General features: G+C 56.2%; 10 protein-coding genes. 7 read left to right on the top strand and 3 right to left on the bottom strand.

All coding sequences use genetic code 11. The annotated features are described in order from the left end of the window. Positions 1-325: 325 nt before the first annotated feature. Positions 326-847, bottom strand: coding sequence for a hypothetical protein (locus JAB6_RS28465; RefSeq protein WP_217494630.1), 522 nt, complete (start codon positions 845-847; stop codon positions 326-328). A 196-nt stretch (positions 848-1,043) separates the two neighbouring features. Between JAB6_RS28465 and JAB6_RS14525 the strand changes: the two genes are divergently transcribed. The 7 genes from JAB6_RS14525 (at position 1,044) to JAB6_RS14495 (ending at position 19,406) form a co-directional block, all read left to right on the top strand. After that, positions 1,044-1,265: a helix-turn-helix transcriptional regulator gene (locus tag JAB6_RS14525; protein WP_070303374.1), complete on the top strand. Its 222-nt coding sequence runs from the start codon at positions 1,044-1,046 to the stop codon at positions 1,263-1,265. After that, positions 1,262-5,539 (top strand): BREX system serine/threonine kinase PglW, encoded by a 4,278-nt coding sequence (pglW, locus tag JAB6_RS14520; protein ID WP_070303373.1) that lies wholly within the window; start codon positions 1,262-1,264, stop codon positions 5,537-5,539. The genes JAB6_RS14525 and pglW overlap by 4 nt, the downstream gene beginning before the upstream one ends. Before the next feature lie 10 nt (positions 5,540-5,549). Next, positions 5,550-9,341: a BREX-2 system adenine-specific DNA-methyltransferase PglX gene (pglX, locus tag JAB6_RS14515; protein WP_070303372.1), complete on the top strand. Its 3,792-nt coding sequence runs from the start codon at positions 5,550-5,552 to the stop codon at positions 9,339-9,341. A gap of 351 nt (positions 9,342-9,692) precedes the next feature. Then, positions 9,693-13,385 carry a phage resistance protein gene (locus tag JAB6_RS14510; protein ID WP_070303454.1) on the top strand — a complete coding sequence of 1,231 codons (3,693 nt, stop codon included), beginning with the start codon at positions 9,693-9,695 and terminating at the stop codon, positions 13,383-13,385. Next, positions 13,382-16,081: a BREX-2 system phosphatase PglZ gene (pglZ, locus tag JAB6_RS14505; RefSeq protein WP_070303371.1), complete on the top strand. Its 2,700-nt coding sequence runs from the start codon at positions 13,382-13,384 to the stop codon at positions 16,079-16,081. The genes JAB6_RS14510 and pglZ overlap by 4 nt, the downstream gene beginning before the upstream one ends. Continuing rightward, positions 16,078-17,388: a BREX system ATP-binding protein BrxD gene (gene brxD / locus JAB6_RS14500; RefSeq protein WP_070303370.1), complete on the top strand. Its 1,311-nt coding sequence runs from the start codon at positions 16,078-16,080 to the stop codon at positions 17,386-17,388. Before pglZ ends, brxD begins: the two co-directional genes overlap by 4 nt. Next, positions 17,385-19,406 carry a DEAD/DEAH box helicase gene (locus JAB6_RS14495; protein ID WP_070303369.1) on the top strand — a complete coding sequence of 674 codons (2,022 nt, stop codon included), beginning with the start codon at positions 17,385-17,387 and terminating at the stop codon, positions 19,404-19,406. Before brxD ends, JAB6_RS14495 begins: the two co-directional genes overlap by 4 nt. Positions 19,407-19,452: 46 nt before the next feature. Here JAB6_RS14495 and JAB6_RS28460 read toward each other — a convergent pair whose 3' ends face one another. Further along, complete coding sequence (locus tag JAB6_RS28460; RefSeq protein ID WP_083292726.1) at positions 19,453-20,301, bottom strand: three-Cys-motif partner protein TcmP; 849 nt, start codon at positions 20,299-20,301, stop codon at positions 19,453-19,455. Next, entirely contained in the window at positions 20,301-21,578 is a 1,278-nt protein-coding gene (locus JAB6_RS14490; RefSeq protein WP_070303368.1) for a three-Cys-motif partner protein TcmP, read from the bottom strand. Before JAB6_RS14490 ends, JAB6_RS28460 begins: the two co-directional genes overlap by 1 nt. Positions 21,579-21,597: the final 19 nt, after the last annotated feature.

Raw genomic sequence — 21,597 nt, 5'->3', positions numbered from 1 at the left:
CGCCGATTTCGTTGTTCAAGTTGTCTCCGTGAATAGCGTCGCCGCAAGTAGAGTGCAGGGCCTACGGTGTGGCGTCATCGACGCCCTGGTTGGGCTTGGCGGGAGTCTGATCGATGCCACAAAAGGGCCAGGCAAGCCGAAATTGCCTACTGCGGAGGGCTAGACTTTGTCGGCAAGCATACACTGACAGATGGTACTCTATGGAGTGGGATAGTAAGGGCCCTTCAATTGACCTATTCGATCAATGCGCTGCCCGCGCTTCGCGACATTGACCGCGCCGCGACCTGTCACAATGTCTCCGCTTCCTTGATTCCCTGGTGCTCATTTAGAGCAGGCTGCCCAACACTTCTCTCGCAAGTGTCACCCTGCCCATTTTCCGGTTTTGGTGATCTGGAGGTAACTGGATCAAGCGCTCGAACCAATTCTGGTCGAACTCGATTACCTCATTGTGGATGTTTATAAGTTCTCGTTTCTCCTGCCGAGATACCACCAATGCCATGGTTTCCACTAGTTCATCCCTTCGATATCCTTGGTAATGCGGTGTCGAATGAAGCTTATCTTCAGATCGACAAAAGCACTTTTCTCCCGGTCGCGACATAGATAAGACACGTCCGTTCTCGATTCGAGCCTCAGGGGCATGATCTGAGATCGCTTTTGAGAGTGCTATATTACCTGTGACTTTTTGGCCGAACAGGTCTGTGGCGTCGGATAAATAGGCAAATATCCATGGTCTATTTCCTGAACCGTCTTGATACCAAGGCTCTCGACAGCGAGTCTCCTCCTCGAAGGATTCCTTGGAAATCGTTTTAGCTGCAGTATGCTCGATTCGGAGTTTATAGATGTTCATTTGGCGTCGGCCCAAGGATTTCTTATGAGAAATATTGTAGCTGCGTGACAAGGACGTCGGAGTAATTTTCACTCGGTCAGGCATGGTGCTTGTGATCTCTGATTTCTGCGCACGGACTTGTCGCTAGATGCATCGGGGTTGTGCGCAAGCTATCGTTTTGCTATACTGCGCATCACCCCATCATTGTAGGCTTGCCATGGTCCGCTGTCATCTGTCGACCCTCATGGGTCGCGACAAGCTCCGTATCTCTGACGTTTCTCGCCTGACGGGCCTGAATCGCAGCACCGTCAGCTCCTTGTACAAGGAGACTGCAACGCGTCTGGACATGGCCGCCATCGACGCTCTCTGCAAATTGTTCCGCTGTTCGGTCGGCGAGTTGTTTGAGCATCTTCCCGATGTTGACAGGAGTGGTTCATGACGCTCAACGCATCCCGTTGGCATGTGATTGCCGAATCAAACTTCGCTTGGGAACGCGAGGCGCTTGAATGGTTGCGCGCGCATTTGCCCGACCGCGATTCGTGGCACGTTTGGACTAACTTCGAGTTCATCGACGACGAGGGAAAGGTTAACGAAGTCGACGCGCTCGTGCTCTCACCAGCTGGTTTGTTCTTAGTCGAAATCAAGAGTCGTCCCGGGGTATTGCGTGGGGATGCGCACAGCTGGACCTGGACTACCGATGGGCGCACATCCACTTACGACAATCCGCTGATTCTCGCTAACCGCAAGGCTAAACGCCTGGCGAACCTGTTGCGTCGCCAGCCAGCCATCGTGAAGGCCAAGGTTCGTTTGCCCTTCGTGGAGCCAGCCATCTTCCTGTCCTCTTCAAGCTTGGCTTGTCAGTTGGAGGGGCTGGCCAAGACCGCCACATATCAACATGGGAGGCCAGGATCGTTAGATGACTCAGGCATCATTGGTGCGCTCAGCAATGGCATCACCACAAGGGCGGCCACGCCGGTGGATGTCACGCAGGCACGCGCGATTGGCCGGGCCGTGATTGAGGCTGGCATTCGCCCCTCCAACAAGCACCGCCAAGTGGGAGACTACAAGCTGACTAAACTCGCTGCCGAAGGCGACGGCTTCCAGGATTGGGAAGCTAGCCACGTCAGCGTCGACACTATCCGACGCCGTGTGCGTATCTACACGGTGGCCTCTGCGTCCACGCCGGAGATGCGTGCGGCTCGGCTTAGGCAGGCGCGCCGTGAATTTGAGGTGCTCGAAGGTATAGATCACCCTGGTATTTTGCGTGTCAACGATCTGAAAGAAACCGAACTCGGCCCGGCGCTGATTTTCGAGCATTCTCCCAAGGCTGTGAGGCTGGACCACTTACTTCGGGAAAAGGGCAAGGTACTCACCATTACCCAGCGGTTGCAGATGGTGCGCGACATTGCCGAGACGCTGAAGTACGCACATGCCAAGCGGCTGTACCACCGAGCTCTTGGACCGCAGAGCGTCATGGTGTACGGCGCGGATACCGGCGCAGTGCAAGTACGCCTGATGAATTGGCAGACGGCATCGCGTAACGTGAGTGCTTCCGCTGGAGCCAACACCGTTCACCGTACAACAGGAACACGCCACGTTGAGGACTATGTCGAAGACCCGGGTCTGCTGTACCTAGCACCAGAAACCACCCGCGCCGATCCAGCCCACGGGGCCAGCCTTGACGTCTTTTCACTTGGCTGTATTGCCTTCTACATCTTCAGTGGCCAACCCCCAGCAGAGTCAACGTTGGAACTAGCGGAAAAGCTGCGTGTCGGCCAAGGCTTGCGCCTTTCCGATACGATGGACGGCTGTGGGGCCCGGCAGCAAGACCTCATTCAGTTCGCTACGGCGCCCGACCTTCTGGCTCGTTATGACACGATCCAGGGCTTCCTGGACGATCTGGACCTGGTCGAAGACGAGCTGACCACGCCAGACCCTGAAATCACCGTTGACCCTAGTATCGCCAGTGCAGGTGACCGCTTGGTTGGCGGTTTCACCGTCGTCAAGCGCATGGGGCGCGGCTCCTCCAGCGACGCGTTGCTGGTGCGCCGCGACGGTAGTGACGACGAAGCCATCCTCAAGGTGGCTTGCGACATTGCTCACAACGAGCGTCTCGTGGCCGAGGGCGAGGTATTGGCACGTCTTCACCATCAGAATATTGTTGCCCATCGCGAAACGCTCACCGTTTCCGGTCGCACCGCTCTGCTGCTCAAGAGCGCGGGTGCCAAGACTTTGGCCGAGAAGCTCAAGGAAGAGGGGCGTCTGTCGCTCGATATGTTGCAGCGCTTCGGCGAAGAATTGATCGAGGCTGTGAACCACCTCGAATCCGAAGGGGTGGCGCATCGCGATATCAAGCCCGAGAATATTGGCATCTCTGAGAATCGTAGTGGCAAGCTGCAGCTGGTGCTGTTTGATTTTTCGCTGTGCCGTACGCCAGCCAGTAACATTACCGCAGGTACTCATCCGTACCTCGATCCTTTCCTGTCGCTGCGCCGACCACCTCGTTGGGATCTGTACGCCGAGCGCTTTGCCTTGGCCGTTACGCTGTACGAGATGGCGGTCGGACAGCCGCCGGTGTGGGGGGATGGTCAGACCTCGCCTGCTATGCTCGATGTCGAAGCCAGTATCGAGCGGGATGTATTCGACCCAGTCACGCGTGAAGGTTTTGCCGGCTTCTTTGAGAAAGCGTTGAGACGCGACTTCCGCGAACGTTTTGACAACGCTGAAGATATGCTCCGAGATTGGCGAGCCATCTTCACGGCACGCCGGACTGTGCACCCAAGTGATGTCGTACCGGCCAGTGGCTTGGCTGCCATCGCCCCTACTGCGACCCCTCAAACTACCATGGCGGAGCTGGGCTATAGTCTGGAAGCCCAGGATGTGCTGGAGCGTATGGGCGTGCATAATGCCCGAGAGCTGCTCGCGGTGGATCGCATCGTTTTCCGTTACCTCAAGGGCGTGGGCGACAAGATTCGCAAGGAAATCCGGCTCACCGCTAAGGAGCTGGCTCGTTTGCGGCCTGACCTGACCCAAGGCCGAAGTGTTTTGCTCGATTCTGATGAAGAGGTCGGGCGCGCAGTCAGTATCAACGAACTTGCTACCCAGTTGCTGCCGCGCCGCCCGGCTGGCGACGACCGGCCCGAAGAAGCCGCTTTAGCTTACTACCTGGGCCTGGACGATGTTGTGAAAGCGGGAGCTTGGCCGAGCTTAGGTGATTCGGCGCAGGCGGGCGAGGTGGATCGCACCATCTTGACTACTACGCTGATAAAGGCACGTGAACGTTGGCTCAAGAATCCCGCCTTTACCGAGCTGCGGCACCAGATTGACGCGCTTGTTCGTAGTCAGGGCCATGTGATGAGTACACGAGAGGGCGCGCTAGCCCTATTGGCCCTGCGAGGCTGTGCTTCACAGGATGATGCGGAACGCTTGCGACAAGCCACCTCTGTACTGCGCGGCGCGCTGGAGGCTGAGGCGCATCTTGACCAGCCTCGTTTTGAAGTTTATGAGCACCAGCCGTATTTACTGATCGCTAGTGCTGCGCCGTGGGCCGACTATGCTCGCCAGTTGGGTGCTGCGGCAGATGCCTGTGCGATGGCTGACCCTTTACTTCCTCCCGCCCGTGTGTTGGAGTTGCTGGAGGGGGTTAGTATGCCGTCCTCGGAACAATTGCGAGGCGCAGCACCGGCGCCGCTCACTCCCACGAGGCTGCTACGTCTGGCTGCGTCAGCGTCGCGCAAGGCAGCTGTGTCAAGCCGACAAGAGATGTATGCACGCGGGATGGCTCCCATTCAGGCGCTGCGCCAATCCTTGGGCGCATTGGTTGGTGCTCTTGAGTTGCGGGTCAAGGATATTCAGGATCGTGTCCGCGGTCGCTATCCCGAGGCATCGGCACTCCCTGACCGCCCCAGCTTGGATCGCTTGCTCGAAGAAGCTGGCGCGCCGCTGACGTGGGATGTGACTGCGGCTGATGGTCGAGGCGCCTACCGCCTAGCCACTATGGGCCGTGGGCAGACCGCCGGCACCACTACTCAATTCTCGCGCCATGCCACGCTCCAGACTACCCATGTGATGGGTGATGGCGATGCGGACCAGGCCGCTGTGGTGGAAGAGCGACTGGTGCGCTCGCTGGAGCAGGGTGGCTTGCTTGTGTTAACGGTTCATCCGCGCATTGCTCGCCGCGCTGATGCTGAACTTATACATCGATTCGGCGGTCCTGTTGCCTCGCCCACTGCCGTAAGGCGGCTCAATGTCGACGCGTTGCTGCTTGCTGCCCTGCGTGAGCAAGCACGAGCTATGAATGTAGATTGGAATGTTGTCCTCCAAGCTGACGCTGCAGATCGTGGTAGCCGCCATTGGACCAATTTGCAACGCCTGGTGCAGCGCTCTGTAGCAACTATACGAGCTGACCTTCTCAATAGCCCGTCGCCCATCCTGCTGGTGTGCGTTGGCCTGCTGGCACGCTATGAATTGATGAGCCTTGTCACCGAGCTAGAAGAACTTGCTGGCCGACCCGGCTATACGCCCTGTGCTTGGGTGCTCATCCCTACTAGCCACCAAGGCTTGCCGGTCATCGACGGCGTTGCAGTGCCCCTGGTCAATAACATCAACAATACCCGCGCCTTAGCATTGCCACAGGCTTGGATGGAGAACGCGCATCGGGCCAAGTCTGGCCAAAACGCGGGCAGCCAGGCCGGTTCGTCCGCCACTTATTGAAAGCACTTCCGTGATCAACGCCCCCCAACTGCTATCAGACCTGACCAAGTTGCTCAAACGCTTGGAGGGAGATATCCTGCAGCGCATCGAAGAAATCCCAGAGATCAGAGGTAGTCTGCAAGCTGAATGGCAGGCCGCCCGTGACGCGGCGCGTTGTGCCGAAACCTTCGAGACTTGGGCTGACCAAGTCATCACCCAGGCCGGTGTGCACTGGCTCCTGAGCTGTGTATTCTTGCGCTTCATTGAAGACAACCAACTGATCGACCGCCCTTGGTTGGGCGGCACGCCGGAGTCGGGCCGTTTAGCCCTAGTACGTGATAGGCATGAGGCTTACTTCCAAGCGCATCCGCTAGAGAACGACCGCGACTACTTGCTGGCCTCGTTCCGAGAGGCTGGCGCTCTGCCCGGTCTACATACTTTTTTCGATGAAGTCCATAACCCTGCCTTTAGGTTGGGCATCAGTGGTGATGCTGCTATGACGGTGCGTCAGTTTTGGCAGCAGGTGGACCCGAACACTGGTGCGCTCCGTCATGACTTTACTGATCCAGTCTGGAACACTCGATTCTTGGGCGACCTTTACCAGGATCTGAGCGAAGCCACGCGTAAGCGTTACGCGCTGCTGCAAACGCCTGATTTTGTGGAAGAGTTCATCCTCGACCGAACGCTCACGCCGGCTATTCGTGAGTTTGGTTTCCGCGATGTGCGTCTAATCGACCCAACGTGTGGGTCGGGGCACTTCTTGTTGGGGGGATTTCATCGCGTGCTGGCCGAGTGGCAGCGGCACGAACCCGGCCGCAATCAGGTGGACATTGCTCAAAAGGCGCTTGACGCCGTGGCGGGGGTAGACCTCAACCCCTTCGCTGTGGCAATTTCGCGTTTCAGGCTGTTCGTGGCCGCATTGCAAGCCTCAGGTGTAAAGCGCCTAGCCAATGCCCACGACTTCCAAATCTCGGTTGCGATTGGTGATAGCTTGCTGCACGGCACCCGCTTTGGCTTAACCCAGAGCCAGGACTTGTTCGACGCGGTCGAGACCCATGCTGACACCGGCTTGGCGCATGCCTACGCCAGTGAGGATATCGCCGAGGTGCAGCGCATTCTGGGCCGCCAATATCATGCGGTAGTGGGCAATCCACCCTACATCGTAGTCAAGGACGCCGCGCTGAATGCTGCCTACCGGCGCAAGTACGCCAGTTGCCATATGAAATACTCGCTCGGTGCACCGTTCACTGAGCGCTTTTTCGAGCTTGCTGTAACTGCTGTGGATGGACGCTCAGCCGGCTACGTGGGCCTAATCACGGCTAATTCATTCATGAAGCGCGAGTTCGGCAGCAAACTGATCGAGCAGGTGCTGCCACTGCTAGACCTGACGCATGTGGTGGATACAAGTGGTGCCTACATCCCAGGACACGGTACCCCAACTGTCATTCTGTTTGGTCGAAATCGTAGGCCGGTCAATGATGGTGTTCGCACGGTGATGGGTATCAAGGGAGAACCCAGCACTCCGGATGATCCAGCTCTCGGGCTGGTGTGGAGTTCCATAGTTAATCAGATCGATCATTTAGGCAGTGAGAGCGATTTCGTCAGTATCGCCGACACTTCGCGCACCACGTTTGCAAAGCATCCATGGAGCATTGCGGGAGGCGGTGCGGCCGATGTCAAAGAAAAGATTGAAGGAATGCGCTCAACATTGGGAGCATTGGCTGGATCGATTGGATTCGCCAGCTTCACCGGAACGGACGAGGTATTCGGCGTGCCAGCTACAGCGTTAAGGCGCAAAGGTTTTCCAGAGCAATCCATTCGTACGTTTGTCGTAGGGGATACGGTACGTGACTACCAAATAGGGGCTGACGACTTCGCTTTCACGCCATATCATGCCGATTTATCTCCTTTTTCGTTGGACCCCGACAGTTCTTGGGCACGGGCTATGTGGCCGTATCGGGCAAGCTTGGAAGGTGTCATTTCTTTCGCGGGAAAAACCCGAAAGGAGTGCGGCGATCAATGGTGGACTTGGTATCGTTGGGTGCCGTCCAAGTACCGAGATCCACTGACCATAACCTTTGCTGAAGTTGCCACTCATAATCACTTTGTTCTCGACCGTGGCGACAAGGTCTTCAAGCAAACTGCACCGGTTATCAAGCTTCCAACTGGGACAAGCTTAGATGAACATTTGGCGTTGATCGGGCTCTTGAACTCGTCTGTCGCTTGTTTTTGGATGAAGCAGGTAAGCCATCAGAAGCAAATGATGGGGGGGGATGGAATCCGGATCTCAGAGAAGTCGAAGGTCCCCTTTCAGTTTGCCAGCACGCGACTGCAGCAACTTCCAATCCCAGAGAACTGGAATTCTCATGTATTGAAATCGAGATTGATCGACCTTTCTCGTGAAATGGATCGGCTCGCACATGAGTCTTCATTGCTGCGAGCCAGTATAGTCATAGAAAATAGCTTAGCTACGGATGCTGATGTAGGCAAGGCCTGGGATGATGCACTGGTGCTCCGGCAGCTGGGCCGCTCAAATTCCATTCTTTTGCAAGAAGAAATTGATTTCTTGTGCTACGCGATGTACGGGCTTGCTGTGGACGCCGACCTTCTTTCCGAGCCTTCTAGCTGGAGCGTGCAACTCGAACCCGGCGCCCGCCCGTTTTGCATTTTGGGCCAAAAGAACGTAGACGGATTTGACGTTCCGACGTCCGTTCCTGCCGATTGGCCTGAGGACATGCGTGCAGTCTGGGCACGACGAATGCAAGCTATACAAAACATCCCGTCGTTGCGGACAATCGAGGACCCCCATTACAAACGACGCTGGATTGGCCGACAAGGATTGTTTAATCACGGTGCGAAAGCCAATGAGTTTACCAATGCGTTGCGCGATTGGATGTTGAATCGGCTTGAGGCACCGGAATTTTGGCCGTCAAGTATTGACCAACCTCCTCAACTGAGCAGCTCTAGTCGCCTCGCCGAGGCTGTTTCGCACGATGTTCAGTTCATGCAGATCGCCACGCTGTACGCCGGTCATACCGATTTTGACCTGCCGCAGTTGGTGGCCGAACTGGTTGCCGCCGAGTCCGTCCCAGCATTGCCTGTCCAGTGCTACAGCGACACTGGGCTCCGAAAGCGTGGCCAGTGGCATGACACTTGGAGTCTACAGCGCCGCGAAGATGGTATCGATGTCCAGGTAGTGGCTGATATCGCGGAGGGCTTGCGAGTAGAGCTCGGCAAGGATGCACGCCAACGTTTTCACATCGCGGCAGGCAAGTCCCTTAGTGAGGAAGCAGAGGCCTGGGTGGAACAGCAATTAGTCGCGGAAATTAGGCGTAACCAGAATGAACGCAAAGCCACTGAGATTGGTTCCATTCCAGTGCCACCCAAGTACACGAACAAAGACTTTCTCAAAGCCGATTTTTGGCGGCTACGCGGTGGCATGGATGTTCCGAAGGAGCGGTGGATCAGCTACCTTGGTTGCGAGCGCGGTTCGGACGGAAGCTTGGTGATCGCTTGGGCCGGCTGGGATCATCTACAGCAAGCAACCGCCGTGGCCAGCTACTACGTGGACATGAAGGACGGGGAAGGCTGGGAGCCCTTACGCTTGCAACCTTTGCTAGCAAGTTTGCTAGAACTGGTCCCCTGGTTGGTGCAATGGCATAACGAACTAGATCCGGTATTTGGCGAACGTATGGGGGACTATTATCGCGGCTTCGTCGTAGAGGAAGCGCATGCGTTGGGTTTCACTCTGGACGACTTGAGAGCGTTAAAGCCGATTGCCACGACTACCAAGCGCGGACGTAGGAAGAAGGAAAACGCATGAAAAAGAGACTAGTAGTTAAGGAGTTTTACGTGGCTTGAGGCCAAAAGTTTGGAGTGCGGCGGCAGCCCGCTTTGAAGATCCAGAATTATCATAAGCGCGACAACTGGAAGGCTGCCTTGGAACAACCGAAGTCCGTATGCTCTCGACCCACCGTTAGCTGCACAGATGAATTTTGACGGTGGCGGTAATGGTGGGCCAGCTAAACCAGAGCGGCCAGGGCAAGTGGACCGACGCAGAAAGACATGCCAAGCTTCAATATTTCTGCAGATAGATTTGAAAAAATAATGAACCAATAACTGCTTCCGGATGGCAACCACCGGTTTGACTGCGATCCGGAGGGAAAGAACACCAATGACTTTATTAAAAGACCTCATCACCATCCCTGAACGGGTGCATCAGGGCGACTTCGTCCTGCAATTATCCAAGGGTGTGACCGAACCCGAACAAACGCTACGTGACTACGTTGTCACGCCTCAGCTGGTGGATGCCTTTGCCAACGCGCTGGGCTTCATCCAACAGGCAGTGCAGACTGGCGGCAGCAAGGCAGCTTACCTGCACGGCAGTTTCGGTTCTGGTAAAAGCCACTTCATGGCAGTGCTGAACTTGCTGCTGGCGGGGAATGCCCAAGCCCGTGCAACGCCAGAACTTGCCGATGTAGTAGCTCGCCATAGCTGGACTGATGAGCGCAAGTTCTTGCTGGTACCGTATCACATGATTGGGGCTCGCGACATGGAGTCTGCGATCCTCGGACAGTATGCCGAGTTCGTCCGTAAGAAGCATCCGGATGCGCCGGTGCCTGGTTTTTACTTAGCTGAAGGTATGTTCAAGGATGCGCGCGATATGCGCGAGCGCATGGGAGACGATGCGTTCTTCGCTAAGCTCAACGAGGGGGCTAGTGAGGGCGAAGGCGGTTGGGGCGCTTTCGAAAGCGGCTGGGACGCCGTTGCCTTCGAGGCTGCGATGTTGGAAGCCCCGAATGGGGAAGAACGTTCCCGCTTGGTGGGGGATCTAATCACCCAGTTCTTCTCGGCTTATCGAACCTTAGCGGGCAGTGGCGAGTCCTATGTTTCACTCGATGCTGGCCTCAGCATCATGAGCCGACACGCCAAAGCGCTGGGCTATGACGCTGTCATACTGTTCTTGGATGAGTTGGTGCTGTGGCTAGCTAGCCATGCGGCCGACGTCAATTTCGTTAGCCGTGAAGGAACCAAGCTTGTCAAGTTAGTTGAGGCCACCAACGCAGACCGGCCCATCCCACTGGTCAGTTTCGTGGCGAGGCAGCGTGACCTACGCGATTTGGTTGGCGAGAATTTGGCCGGGTCGGTGCAGGTACAGTTCAGCGACGTGTTGAAACACTGGGAAGCGCGCTTCCACCGCATCACCCTGGAAGACCGTAATTTGCCTGCCATTGCTGAGAAGCGTGTTCTGCGCCCAGTTGATGAGGCGGCGCGGCAGACGCTGCAGAGTACCTTCGACGATCTATTGAAGATGCGCAAGGACGTGTTGGACACGCTGCTGACCACCACGGCCGATAGAGACATGTTCCGTAAGGTTTATCCATTCTCACCGGCTCTGGTGCAGACCTTGATTGCTGTATCTGCAGCGCTTCAGCGTGAGCGCACGGCACTCAAGCTGATGTTGCACTTGTTGGTTGAGCGGCGCGCAGACTTGGAACTGGGCCAACTGATCCCCGTGGGTGACTTGTACGACGCCATCGCCGAGGGGGATGAACCGTTCAGTGAGGGTATGCGCCTGCATTTTGAGAACGCAAAGAGACTGTACAACCAGCGTTTGCTGCCCATGCTTGAGCGGCAGCACAGCGTGACCTGGGATGCGATCAAAGTGGGCCTGGCTGATCCGGCGGCTGCGAAGAACCTCCGTAACGATGCGCGGTTGTTGAAAACTCTCCTGCTGGGCGCGTTGGTGCCTGAGGTGGAATCGCTTAAGGCCTTGAGTGCTCAACGCCTGGCAGCGTTGAACCACGGCACCTTCCGGTCACCAATTCCGGGGCGGGAGGCGCAAGATGTATTGCGCAAGTGCCGAGATTGGGCCAGTGAGATTGGCGAAATCAAGATTACAGAGGACCAAAACCCGATTATCTCTATTCAGGTGACGGGCGTCGATATTGAACCCATTCTGCGTGCGGCGGAGGCAAACGACAACCCGGGCAACCGGCGCAAGCGGATTCGCGAAGCTCTGTTCAAGGAGCTCGAAATTAGCGACACGGGCGACCTGTTCAATAGCTATGAGTTCAATTGGCGTGGTACGAAGCGTGAGATCGAATTGTTGTACGAGAACGTGCGTGAAATGACGGATGACCGTCTACGTGGCCGTTCCGGCACGTGGACGGTTGTGTTGGACTTTCCGTTCGACGACGCAAATTTCGGTCCGGCAGATGACATGGCGAAGCTCACGTCTTACCGCGGCGGAGACACCAAGACTTTGGTCTGGCTCCCTTCATTCCTGAGCAACAAAGCTCTGGCTGATCTTGGCCGCTTGGTGGTGTTGGACTACATTCTGCAAGGAGATCGTTTTGATACTTATGCGGGCCACCTGTCGTTTGTGGACCGTGTGCAGGCGAAGGCACTTGCCCGTAACCAGTTGGATACGCTACGTATCAAGCTGCGCTCGCAGCTCGAAGTGGCCTATGGAATCAGTACAGAGCCGCGAGATGCGGTTAACAGCCCGTTAACGGCTGATCAGCAGTTCCGCTCGCTGGACCCAACTCTGTCGCCGCGACCACCCGTTGGCGCAGATTTCAAGTCGGCTTTCGAGAACCTGCTGGGGCAGTTGTTTGCCCACCAATATCCTGCCCACCCGGAGTTCGACACCGAGATCAAGCCTGTAGTTATTCGCAAAATCTGGCCAGAAGTGCAGAAGGCTATTGAGGCACCGGGGCACCGAGGACTGGTCCAAGACACAGGACTTCGCAAGCTTGTGCGTTCGGTTGTCAATCCCTGTAAGTTAGGGCAGATGGCTGAAACGCACCTGTTGATTGAGCCGCACTGGCAATCGCGCTTCTCCCAAAGCCACGCACGAGATGGTGGTGGGCCGATCACTGTGGCTAAGTTGCGGCAGTGGATTGACATTCCCACGCCTATGGGGCTGCCGCTGGAGCTACAGAATCTCATCATACTGGCGTTCGCTGCGTCCACGAGCCGACGTTTCACAATGCGCGGTGGACCCTACGAGCCGACGGTAGATAACTTGCCGGATGAGTTGGAGTTGCGGGAACAGTCCCTGCCCAATGCCGGCGATTGGCAATTGGCGTTGCAGCGTGCGTCTAGTCTGTTTGGCCTGACTCTGGGTCAGACGCTCAACGCCGCCAATGTGGGCAAACTGGTTGACGAGGTGAAGCAGAAAGCTAGTGAGAAGCGCGATGCGGTGACCCGTCTTGTGGTACAAATGCGAGACAGGGCAGGTCGCTATGCGGCCGGAGCAACGGGTGCTCGCCAGCAAACCGCCGAGTCCGCGCAGGCCCTGCTGGCTGCGGTGGTATCTGCGGCAGAGTCAGAGCTGGTCACTGCACTGGCTACGGCCGATCTGCAGACGTCAGAGGCCGCCGTCGGGCGTGCGTTGGGACAGGCTAAGCCTTGTGCCGATGCGCTGGAGGCGGGCGGCTACTGGCAGCTTTTTGACGTAGTGCTGAAGCTAAGTGATCACCGGTCTGAAGCAGCACAAGTTATCGGGCGGCGCTTGGCCGAGGTGCTGACCAGCGACGAGCATGTGCTGGCATTAAAGAGCCGGCTCGATGAGTTGCAACGTGACGCTATGGGCTTGCTTGCTGCAGCTGCTCCAGTGCCTGCTCCAACTCCCGGTTTTGGCCCGGTGCCGACGCTCGGCGTGCCTGTTCCTGCGCCCGTGACAATCCCTCCTTTGTCAGCCAATCTAGCGCCCGAAGTGATCGCCGAGAAACAGCAGTTGCATCTGACTGGTGTTGAGGCCGTGAAAGCACTGGACGAGCTGAAGTCTCGCATGACTAGCGAACGAGATTTGGAGCTAACGCTCAGCTGGCGTCTGCAGCGCAAGGGCACCCAGCTATGAGTTTGTCGACTCATCAGATCAAAGCGCAATTGGAGCGTGTGCTCGACAGCGACCCGGCTGCCCAAGCCGTAGCGATTCGTGCGGTCACGAAGCAGCCCTGGCCGGACGTGGTCACCCCGCATGGGCGGTCGTTTGTCCTGCGCTGGTGCGAATCGTCGCTAGCTATACGCGAGGCGTTGTGCGAGCTGGAGCAGTTGGCTCCATCAGCTTCGGGCATATTGGTAATTACTCCGTTGTTGACGCACGAGGTATCAGAGGACATCGCCGCCAGGTTGGCCCGTGCTCGGATATTTCAGCCAGAAGGGTGGGATATCGTTCGTCTTATGTTTCAGGCAAAGGAGACCGACGCGCGGTTGGGGCGGTTCGCTTGGATGCCGCAGGCTTTGATTGATGGTGCATCTCAAGGCGATTACCAGCCTGTGGCTAGCGGTTTTTTGGACTTGGAAACAGCTTGGCGCGAAGTGTTAGCACGCTTTGTCGGGATTGAAGTTTCCCGCCCGGACGCGATGATGCTCTTGGGTTGGTCGATGTCAGCCGATGCGGATGCCCGGCTTGGGCCTTTGCCTGCAGTGATGCGTTCGGATATCTTTAGTTGGTTGGCCGATACTGCCGGTGTGGCGGGAGCCATGGTGCTTGGTTGTGTAGAGGCGGGTCGTACGGGGGATGCGTTGCCTCTGGGTTTGGTCAGTGGTGTAATCTTTGCGCCAGATGGGGAGGGCAGTGCCGGGCTAGGTCAGGCGGCGATTCGCCTTGAGCGCTTTGTTAGTGACAAGCATGTGGGCGTAACGGAGGGCAGAGCCTGGGCGTTGGCTGCCGAGCAAGTAGTTCGGAGCTTGGGTGTGGAAGCCTGTCGCCCCTTACTAGATCGCGCCGATGCCCTATTGCGTGATCTTCGTATCGCGGAGTTCGCGCAGCTAAGTGATGTGCTGCCGTCTGCGTTGGACCAGAGGCTAATTGACTTCGCCTTGGCCCTAAGCGCCCATGCTGTAGCGCCTACCGAAGCCAGCCTTCAGCAGGTGGAAATTCAGGCTGACCGTGCTCTGAAGCACACGCTAATGAACGATCAGCGACCGCGCATGCAAAGTGTAGAGATGGCGCGACGTCTGGCGCGTTGGTTGCTGACCCCTATGGCCTCGGGGACGTCGCTACCGCAGTCAGTGGAATGGCAAGCTGACCAGGGCGCCTACGTTGACTGGGCCCGATTTAGACTGTTGGGTGGCGATGAGTTGGCCGAGTTGTCTGACGCCTACGCCGCGTGCCGCCGAGCTGTTATTACCCGGCGTGACGCCTTTGCCAAGCCGTTTGCTCAAGCGCTGGTTCTATGGAACGCTCAAGCATTTGCTGCCAGTGGCCGAGTGGTTCCGCTTGAACAGGTGTTGGACCGTGTCGTGGCTCCGATTGCAGCAGCACAACCTGTGCTGTTGCTGGTGATGGACGGCTTGAGCAACAGTATCTTCCGGGAACTGTTTGCACGTGCTGCCACCCACGGTTGGACTGAACTGGTGCCCACGTCGCAGGGAAAGCCATTTGTTGGCGTCGCTGTAGTTCCTACGATCACCGAGATAAGCCGTACCAGTTTGTTGTGTGGCCGACTCATGGCAGGTGCGCAGGCGCAGGAGAAATCCGGTTTTGCGGCGCATTCGGCGTTGATGGCAACAAGCCGAGCAGAGTACGCGCCCAAGGTCTTCCATAAAGCTGATTTGGCCGAGGGCGGCAATCTTGCTGTCGAGATACGCGCTGCGATCACCAACCAAAAGCAGCAGGTCGTGGGCATCGTCTATAACGCGGTTGACGACCACCTCAGCGGACCGGATCAGCTCAACCAGCGCTGGGCGCTGGAGGATCTGCGATTATTGCTGCCCTTGTTGCGGGAAGCCCGCGAAGCACGGCGGGTAGTGGTGATTACGGCTGATCATGGCCATTTGTTGGAGGATGGAACCACGAAGATCCCAGGCGGCGAGAGTGACCGCTGGAGGCTGGGCCGAACTGCGGCATCCCCACAGGAGCTAGCTGTCAGCGGTGACCGCGTGGTTACCAGTGATGGTAGTAACGAGGTGGTTTGCCTCTGGGGCGAAGGTACTCGTTATGTGGGCCGTAAGAACGGTTACCACGGTGGTTTGTCGCCCCAAGAGGTGACTGTTCCATTGAGCGTCTTTGCCCCGCTAGGTGCCAGCCTTGCTGGTTGGAGCCCTGCGCCACCGATTCAGCCGGAGTGGTGGGAAGTGCCACCCCTCATGCAACCTAAGAAATCTGCGCTTCCCCCAGCAACGCAAGCCAAGCCTACTCACAAAAAGCCGGTCGAAACCGAAGCTCAATCGGGTCTCTTCGCTCCCGTCGATCTGCCTTCGCCTATAGTGGATGTGGCAGCCCAAGACTGGATTGCTGACTTACTCGTCAGTCCTATCTATGCATCTCAGCGGCAACTGGCAGCGCGTGTGGCATTGCCTGACGATAAGATGAGGCTGCTGTTGGAGGCGTTATCCGAACGAGGCGGTAAATTGTCTCGGACGGCGCTGGCGAGTCGCCTGTCTTTGGCTGAGGTTCGCGTAGGTGGCCTGCTTAGCGCAGTCCGCCGGATGTTGAACGTGGACCAGGCGGCGGTCCTGACGGTCGACGAAGCTGCGGGATTGATCGAACTAAACGTACCCTTGTTGCATCAGCAGTTCAATCTAGTCAAGCAGGGAGGTGCACGATGATAAGCTCGGCTCGCAGAGAAGACATCATTAGTGCATTGCGTCGAGGCACTGTTCCAAGCAGCGGCTTGGACGTCTTGGCGGTTGGCATTGAGACATTTTCGCCCACCCTCAGCGAGGAGCTAGAGTCGGTGGCATCAGGTCGCGGCGGCTTTAAAGCAGTGCGAGGTGAGTATGGTACCGGCAAGACGTTCTTCGGCCGTTGGCTGCAAGAGCGTGCGCGCTCCAGGGGCTTTGCTGCGACCGAAGTCCAGATTAACGAGACCGAGACGCCGTTGCATCGGCTGGAAACTGTCTACAGGCGACTCGTCGAGCACCTGGGAACAGCGGACATGGCTAGCGGCGCGTTCCGAAGCGTGATCGACGGCTGGTTCTACGCGTTGGAGCAGGATGTGTTGGCTGACCCGTCGGTGGACCCTGACGATGCGCAAATGCTGTTGCATCAGACAGATGCACTCATGGAAGCCCGGCTAAGCGCCATTAGCAAGACAGCCCCCGCGTTCTCTGCGGTGCTGCGTACTTATCGAAAAGCGCTTGCCGAAAACGATGGTATGTTGGCTGAAGGCCTCATCAGTTGGTTGGCTGGGCAGCCCAATGTAGCGGCTAGCGTGAAGCGTGCTGCAGGCATCAAGGGCGACCTAGACCACTTTGGGGCGAGCAACTTCTTGGTGGGCCTGCTCACAATCTTACGAGACAGCGGATTTCCGGGCCTTGTGATGGTGTTGGACGAAGTTGAGACACTGCAGCGTATGCGCACCGATACGCGCGAGAAGGGGCTCAATGCCCTGAGGCAGTGGATCGATGAGATCGATACGGGCCGCTACCCCGGGCTATATTTGGTTATCACCGGCACACCGGCGTTCTTTGATGGTCCGCAGGGAGTGCAACGGCTGGCACCGCTGGCGCAAAGGCTGCATGTGGACTTTGGGACTGATCGTAGGTTCGACAACCCCCGCGCTGTACAGATTCGTTTGGCTACGTTCGATCATAGCGCGTTGCTTTCGGTGGGGCGGCGGGTGCGCGACATTTACGCAGAAGGGCGAGAGCACGAACAGCGCCTGCGATCTATTGTCGACGATGCCTACTTAGGCTCTCTGGCCCGAGCCGTGGCGGGTGGTCTTGGAGGAAAGGTCGGTGTGGCGCCTCGATTGTTCTTGAAGAAACTCGTTGCAGATGTTCTTGATCGTGTCGACCTGCATGCGGATTTCGATCCGCGTCAGCACTACTCTCTTACCCTCGCCGAAACCGAGATGTCTGCTATTGAGCGGGCTGCGGCAAGCGCGACTTCCGTGGACGATATCGAGCTGTGAACGACTTCGAGCAGTTGCATCCGTCTCTCCAGTACCACGTGGTCAACACGTTGGGTTGGAGCACGTTGCGGCCCACGCAGCTCGCAGCGATTCAACCTATTCATGCCGGCGCTCACTGCCTGTTATTGGCACCCACTGCGGGCGGTAAGACAGAGGCGGCAGCAATACCTATCCTGTCTAGGATGTTGAAGGAATCTTGGCCGGGAACGAGCGTACTGTATATCTGCCCCATCAAAGCGCTGCTTAACAACCTTGAACACCGACTGACACACTACGCGGGACTTGTCGGTCGCACGGTGGAGGTGTGGCATGGCGACGTGTCGCAGTCCCGCAAGAAAAAGGCACTTAAGAACGCACCGGACATCCTTTTGACCACGCCGGAGTCCATCGAGGCTATGTTAATTTCCGTCCGGGTGGATCGGCCCACCTGGTTTGGAAATTTGCGAGTGGTGGTCGTCGACGAACTGCACGCCTTTGCTGGAGACGACCGCGGCTGGCACATGCGCTCGGTTCTGCAACGGCTTGAGCACTATTTGCCGCAACCCCTCCAGCGCATCGGCCTTTCAGCGACAGTAAGCAACCCTGAGGAGCTTCTGAACTGGTTTGCTCCTTTCGGTGATCGGCGAGTAGTGGGCAGCGCATCAGTCAGTACCGACGCCGACGTCACCGTCGACCACGTTGGTAGCCTTGAGAACGCAGCGACGGTCATTTCGCGCCTTCATCGTGGCGAGAAGCGCCTGGTGTTTTGCGACTCGCGCAGCAGCGCTGAGCAGCTGAGTAGCATGCTGCGCGCCAAGGATGTGCGGACCTTCGTGAGTCATGCATCGCTGAGCGCATCCGAACGGCGGCAAGCCGAAGCTGCGTTCGGAGAAGAGAAAGATTGCGTAATCGTAGCAACCTCTACACTGGAGCTGGGAATCGATGTCGGTGATCTGGACCGAGTGATTCAGATCGACTCGCCGACTACCGTGTCGTCATTCTTGCAGCGTATGGGGCGTACCGGCAGGCGTTCAGGGAGCCGCAGGAACTGCCTGTTCTTAACGACTAACCAAGATGCTTTTATGTTGGCGTTGGGGGTCACCCATTTATGGTCCCAGGCCTGGGTAGAAGCAGCGCGACCACCTGAAGAGCCCTGGCCGATTGTGGGACAACAGATTCTAGTCGCCACTTTGGAACGAGGAGAATGGCCTGCCGGAGAAGCCATTTCGTTGTTGATCCGTTGCTTCCCTGAGCTTCCATTGGACGGATTCAGGTCGATGATCGAACACATGATTCAGCAGGCCTATCTGGACGGTGCGGAGGGATTGGTTCGCATCGGCCCACAAACAGAGCGAGAGTTCGGCCGGGGCCACTATCGCGAACTGCTGGCGTCCTTTAGCGGTGCACAGCTCTTGACTGGTAGATGCGGAAGTGCGGAGATTGGTTACATCGATCCGACAGTGCTGACCGGAGAAGAGCCTCAACGGCTGCTGCTTCTGGCTGGTCGTAGTTGGCTGGTAAAGGAGGTCGAGTGGTCCAAACGAACTGTTTGGCTGGAGCCTGCGAAAGAAGGCGGTAAAGCCCGATGGATGGGCGGTGCTCGCACTTTAAGCCGAGAGGTGTGCCAGGGCATACGTGCTGCCTTGTCAGAGGGTGTGTTGCCTGCTATTCAGCTTTCACAGCGTGGAAAAGTTGAGCTTGCTGCTTTGCAGGACGACTTGTACGTGTCCTCCGATGCTTACTTTATGTCGAGGATCGAAGAAAGTCAGACGCGTACATGGACATTCGCTGGTACGAAGGCGAATCGGACCTACGCGCGTGCCGCTGCCAATGGGGGAGGGCGCGTCAAATTTGATGCATTGAGCGTTCAAGCACCTACTGCAGCGATGAAACTCGAAGGAAATAGTGATGCGGCAATCAAATTGACCGATCAAGAGTCGGCGACGTTTGCGCATGGAGTTAAATTTTCTGGATGCGTCCCGTCGGAATGGCTGTGTCGGACCATCATCGCTCGCATGTTTGTGACGCATCTCTCGTAGTCGCATCCAGCTATGGTCGACCGGGCGCCGTTTTAGTTGCCCAAATTTAACCGAAATCTAGTTCTCGATTGGGACCCTGAGCCACGTCACCCCATATGCGATTCGGAAGCGAGTGCCTACTGAAAAAGACCAAGTGATATAGAGGACGGTTTCCATCACCTCGAACTAATGGCATTCTTTTGCTAATTGTAAATCCGAGATTCGTAATTAACGAGCACCAGTAATCAAAAAATGCCTCATCAGCATCCCCTCGAACAAACGCAGCAGGATCAATGTGGTCACGCCATCCGGGCGCAGTCATATCGAACCGCGTTCTTTCTTCGTTGAATTCCATAAAGATATTTCTGCGTAAGTCCATAGTGCTAAAGTGCACGGCGATATCTACGTGTTTTAGCGTCGCAAGTTTTTCTATGATGTTGAATGAAAGATACTGTAGGTTGTATGGGTCGAGGTAGGCGAGGCAAAGAGCGTTTTGAGCGATGGCGTCCACAGCGGTATTAACCGTAGTTTCTGCTGGTCCATTGAACACGCGCACAGGAGCTGAGACTGCGCGCAGACGCTCTCCGCACGCCGTAGCTCGGGCACTGTCCAGATCGGCAACGAAACATTCTGTAAATGCGGCAGCATCAAGTCTGGAGTGTTGCCAAGCCACCAATGCACCACCATATCGAGTAGCTATCTCGCCCTTTACTTGAATTCGCCCAGGGCCGCAAAATAAATCTAAGAATACTCGTTGAGGAAACTTCTTTCGAGCTTGGCGTGTGCCTTCGATATATTTTGCCAAGAACGTATGCTTCATCTCCGGTACCCAAATTCCCACGCCTTCACCATTGCGGCCTCGCTCTATTGGAAGCTCGGGGAAGGGATCGATATCATGTGCAAGTGAGAAGGCCATTATATTGCCTCGAATGATGAAGGAAATAAGCTTGTTTGGCGGCTGCGCTCTATTATGTCGGTATCGCTCATGTACCTGGCGTAATTCTTTGGCTTTCCTTCACTTGAGGTGACAAGAAGATCTCGCTCCCCAACCAAAATCTCTAAAACATCCTTATACATGCTTGTTGTGGCTGGAGAGGTATTGCATGTCGACGCGTACAAATCTCCAATAGTGGTTGGCTGGTTCTTCGCAAAGATATGGTCGGCGAGTTGCTGCAGGAGTGCTTTGTTGGATTGATTGAGAGCGACATCGTCAAACTGAAAGCCACCAGTAAATTCTTGGCGGAAGCCCATGGTATGTGGCGCTAACATGTCCAGACCAGCACCGCCGTAGTGAATGAAATGGTTTTGGTGCTGCCAATGTACCTGTTTCATTACATCCTGAGCGCGATGGTGCTGCGACAGATGAACGAGCCAATATTCACCGTGACCGCTACCTTCTCCTCTGATAAAGAAAGGCGTAAAGAATCTGGCGCCGCAGTTCTTAACTAAAGCTTGATAAAGTGCTCCCTGAATAAGCCTGCGCCAATCCGCGTCGTTGTTCTTGAGTTCCTCAATTGATCGGCCACCTAGCGCCGACCGGATATCGATTGCTAACTTTGAACTGACATGATCTGTAAACTCGTCATTGGTATAAGTGGCAAATGACGATACATGAAAGGTTAACACGACTTCGCTGTGCGGAAGAGTAGCGAATATGGATTGAATAAGCGGAGCCGGTACGTCTTTATATCCGTATTGATCAAGAAAGAAGAGTGCTTTCCCCGCTCTCGGAGTGTGATTTTTGACTAAATTCATGACTGCCGGCGACGAGACAGAAAATTCCTCGTGAATTAAGTGGATCGACGTGCCAATAGCCGCGCCGTAGCCCCTATTAATAAGGACTCTAGTTAGAAATGCGATGGCGCTCTTATCTTTATCGATAAAGATGAATTTGACGTCAAGGTTTAAAGGCTTTGTACGGCCTATATTGACTCGAACCTTCGCCTCCTCAACAGCATTCAACATACGCAGTGGAGAGCCTAGTGCCTCTTTGCCTGTACCACGAACAGTGTAAAGACCGCCGCCACAGAAACCATCTACTAAAGTAATTCGGAAGAGTTCTCGCCCCCTAGCGTTGAGTGTCCGTTGCTCAAAGTAACGGCAAAGATAACCGACCAAGACATCATGCTTTGTTAAGCTGTGGGCATCCAGTTCTGCGGGACCATTTGCCCAATCATAGTGCTTCTTTGCCAAGGGAGCCTTTCAATAGTGG

The organism is Janthinobacterium sp. HH104 (assembly GCF_001758715.1).
Classification (GTDB): Bacteria; Pseudomonadota; Gammaproteobacteria; order Burkholderiales; family Burkholderiaceae_D; genus Janthinobacterium; species Janthinobacterium aestuarii.
Note: the sequence above shows the minus strand (reverse complement) of the source record. Positions and strands in the feature narration are given on the sequence as shown.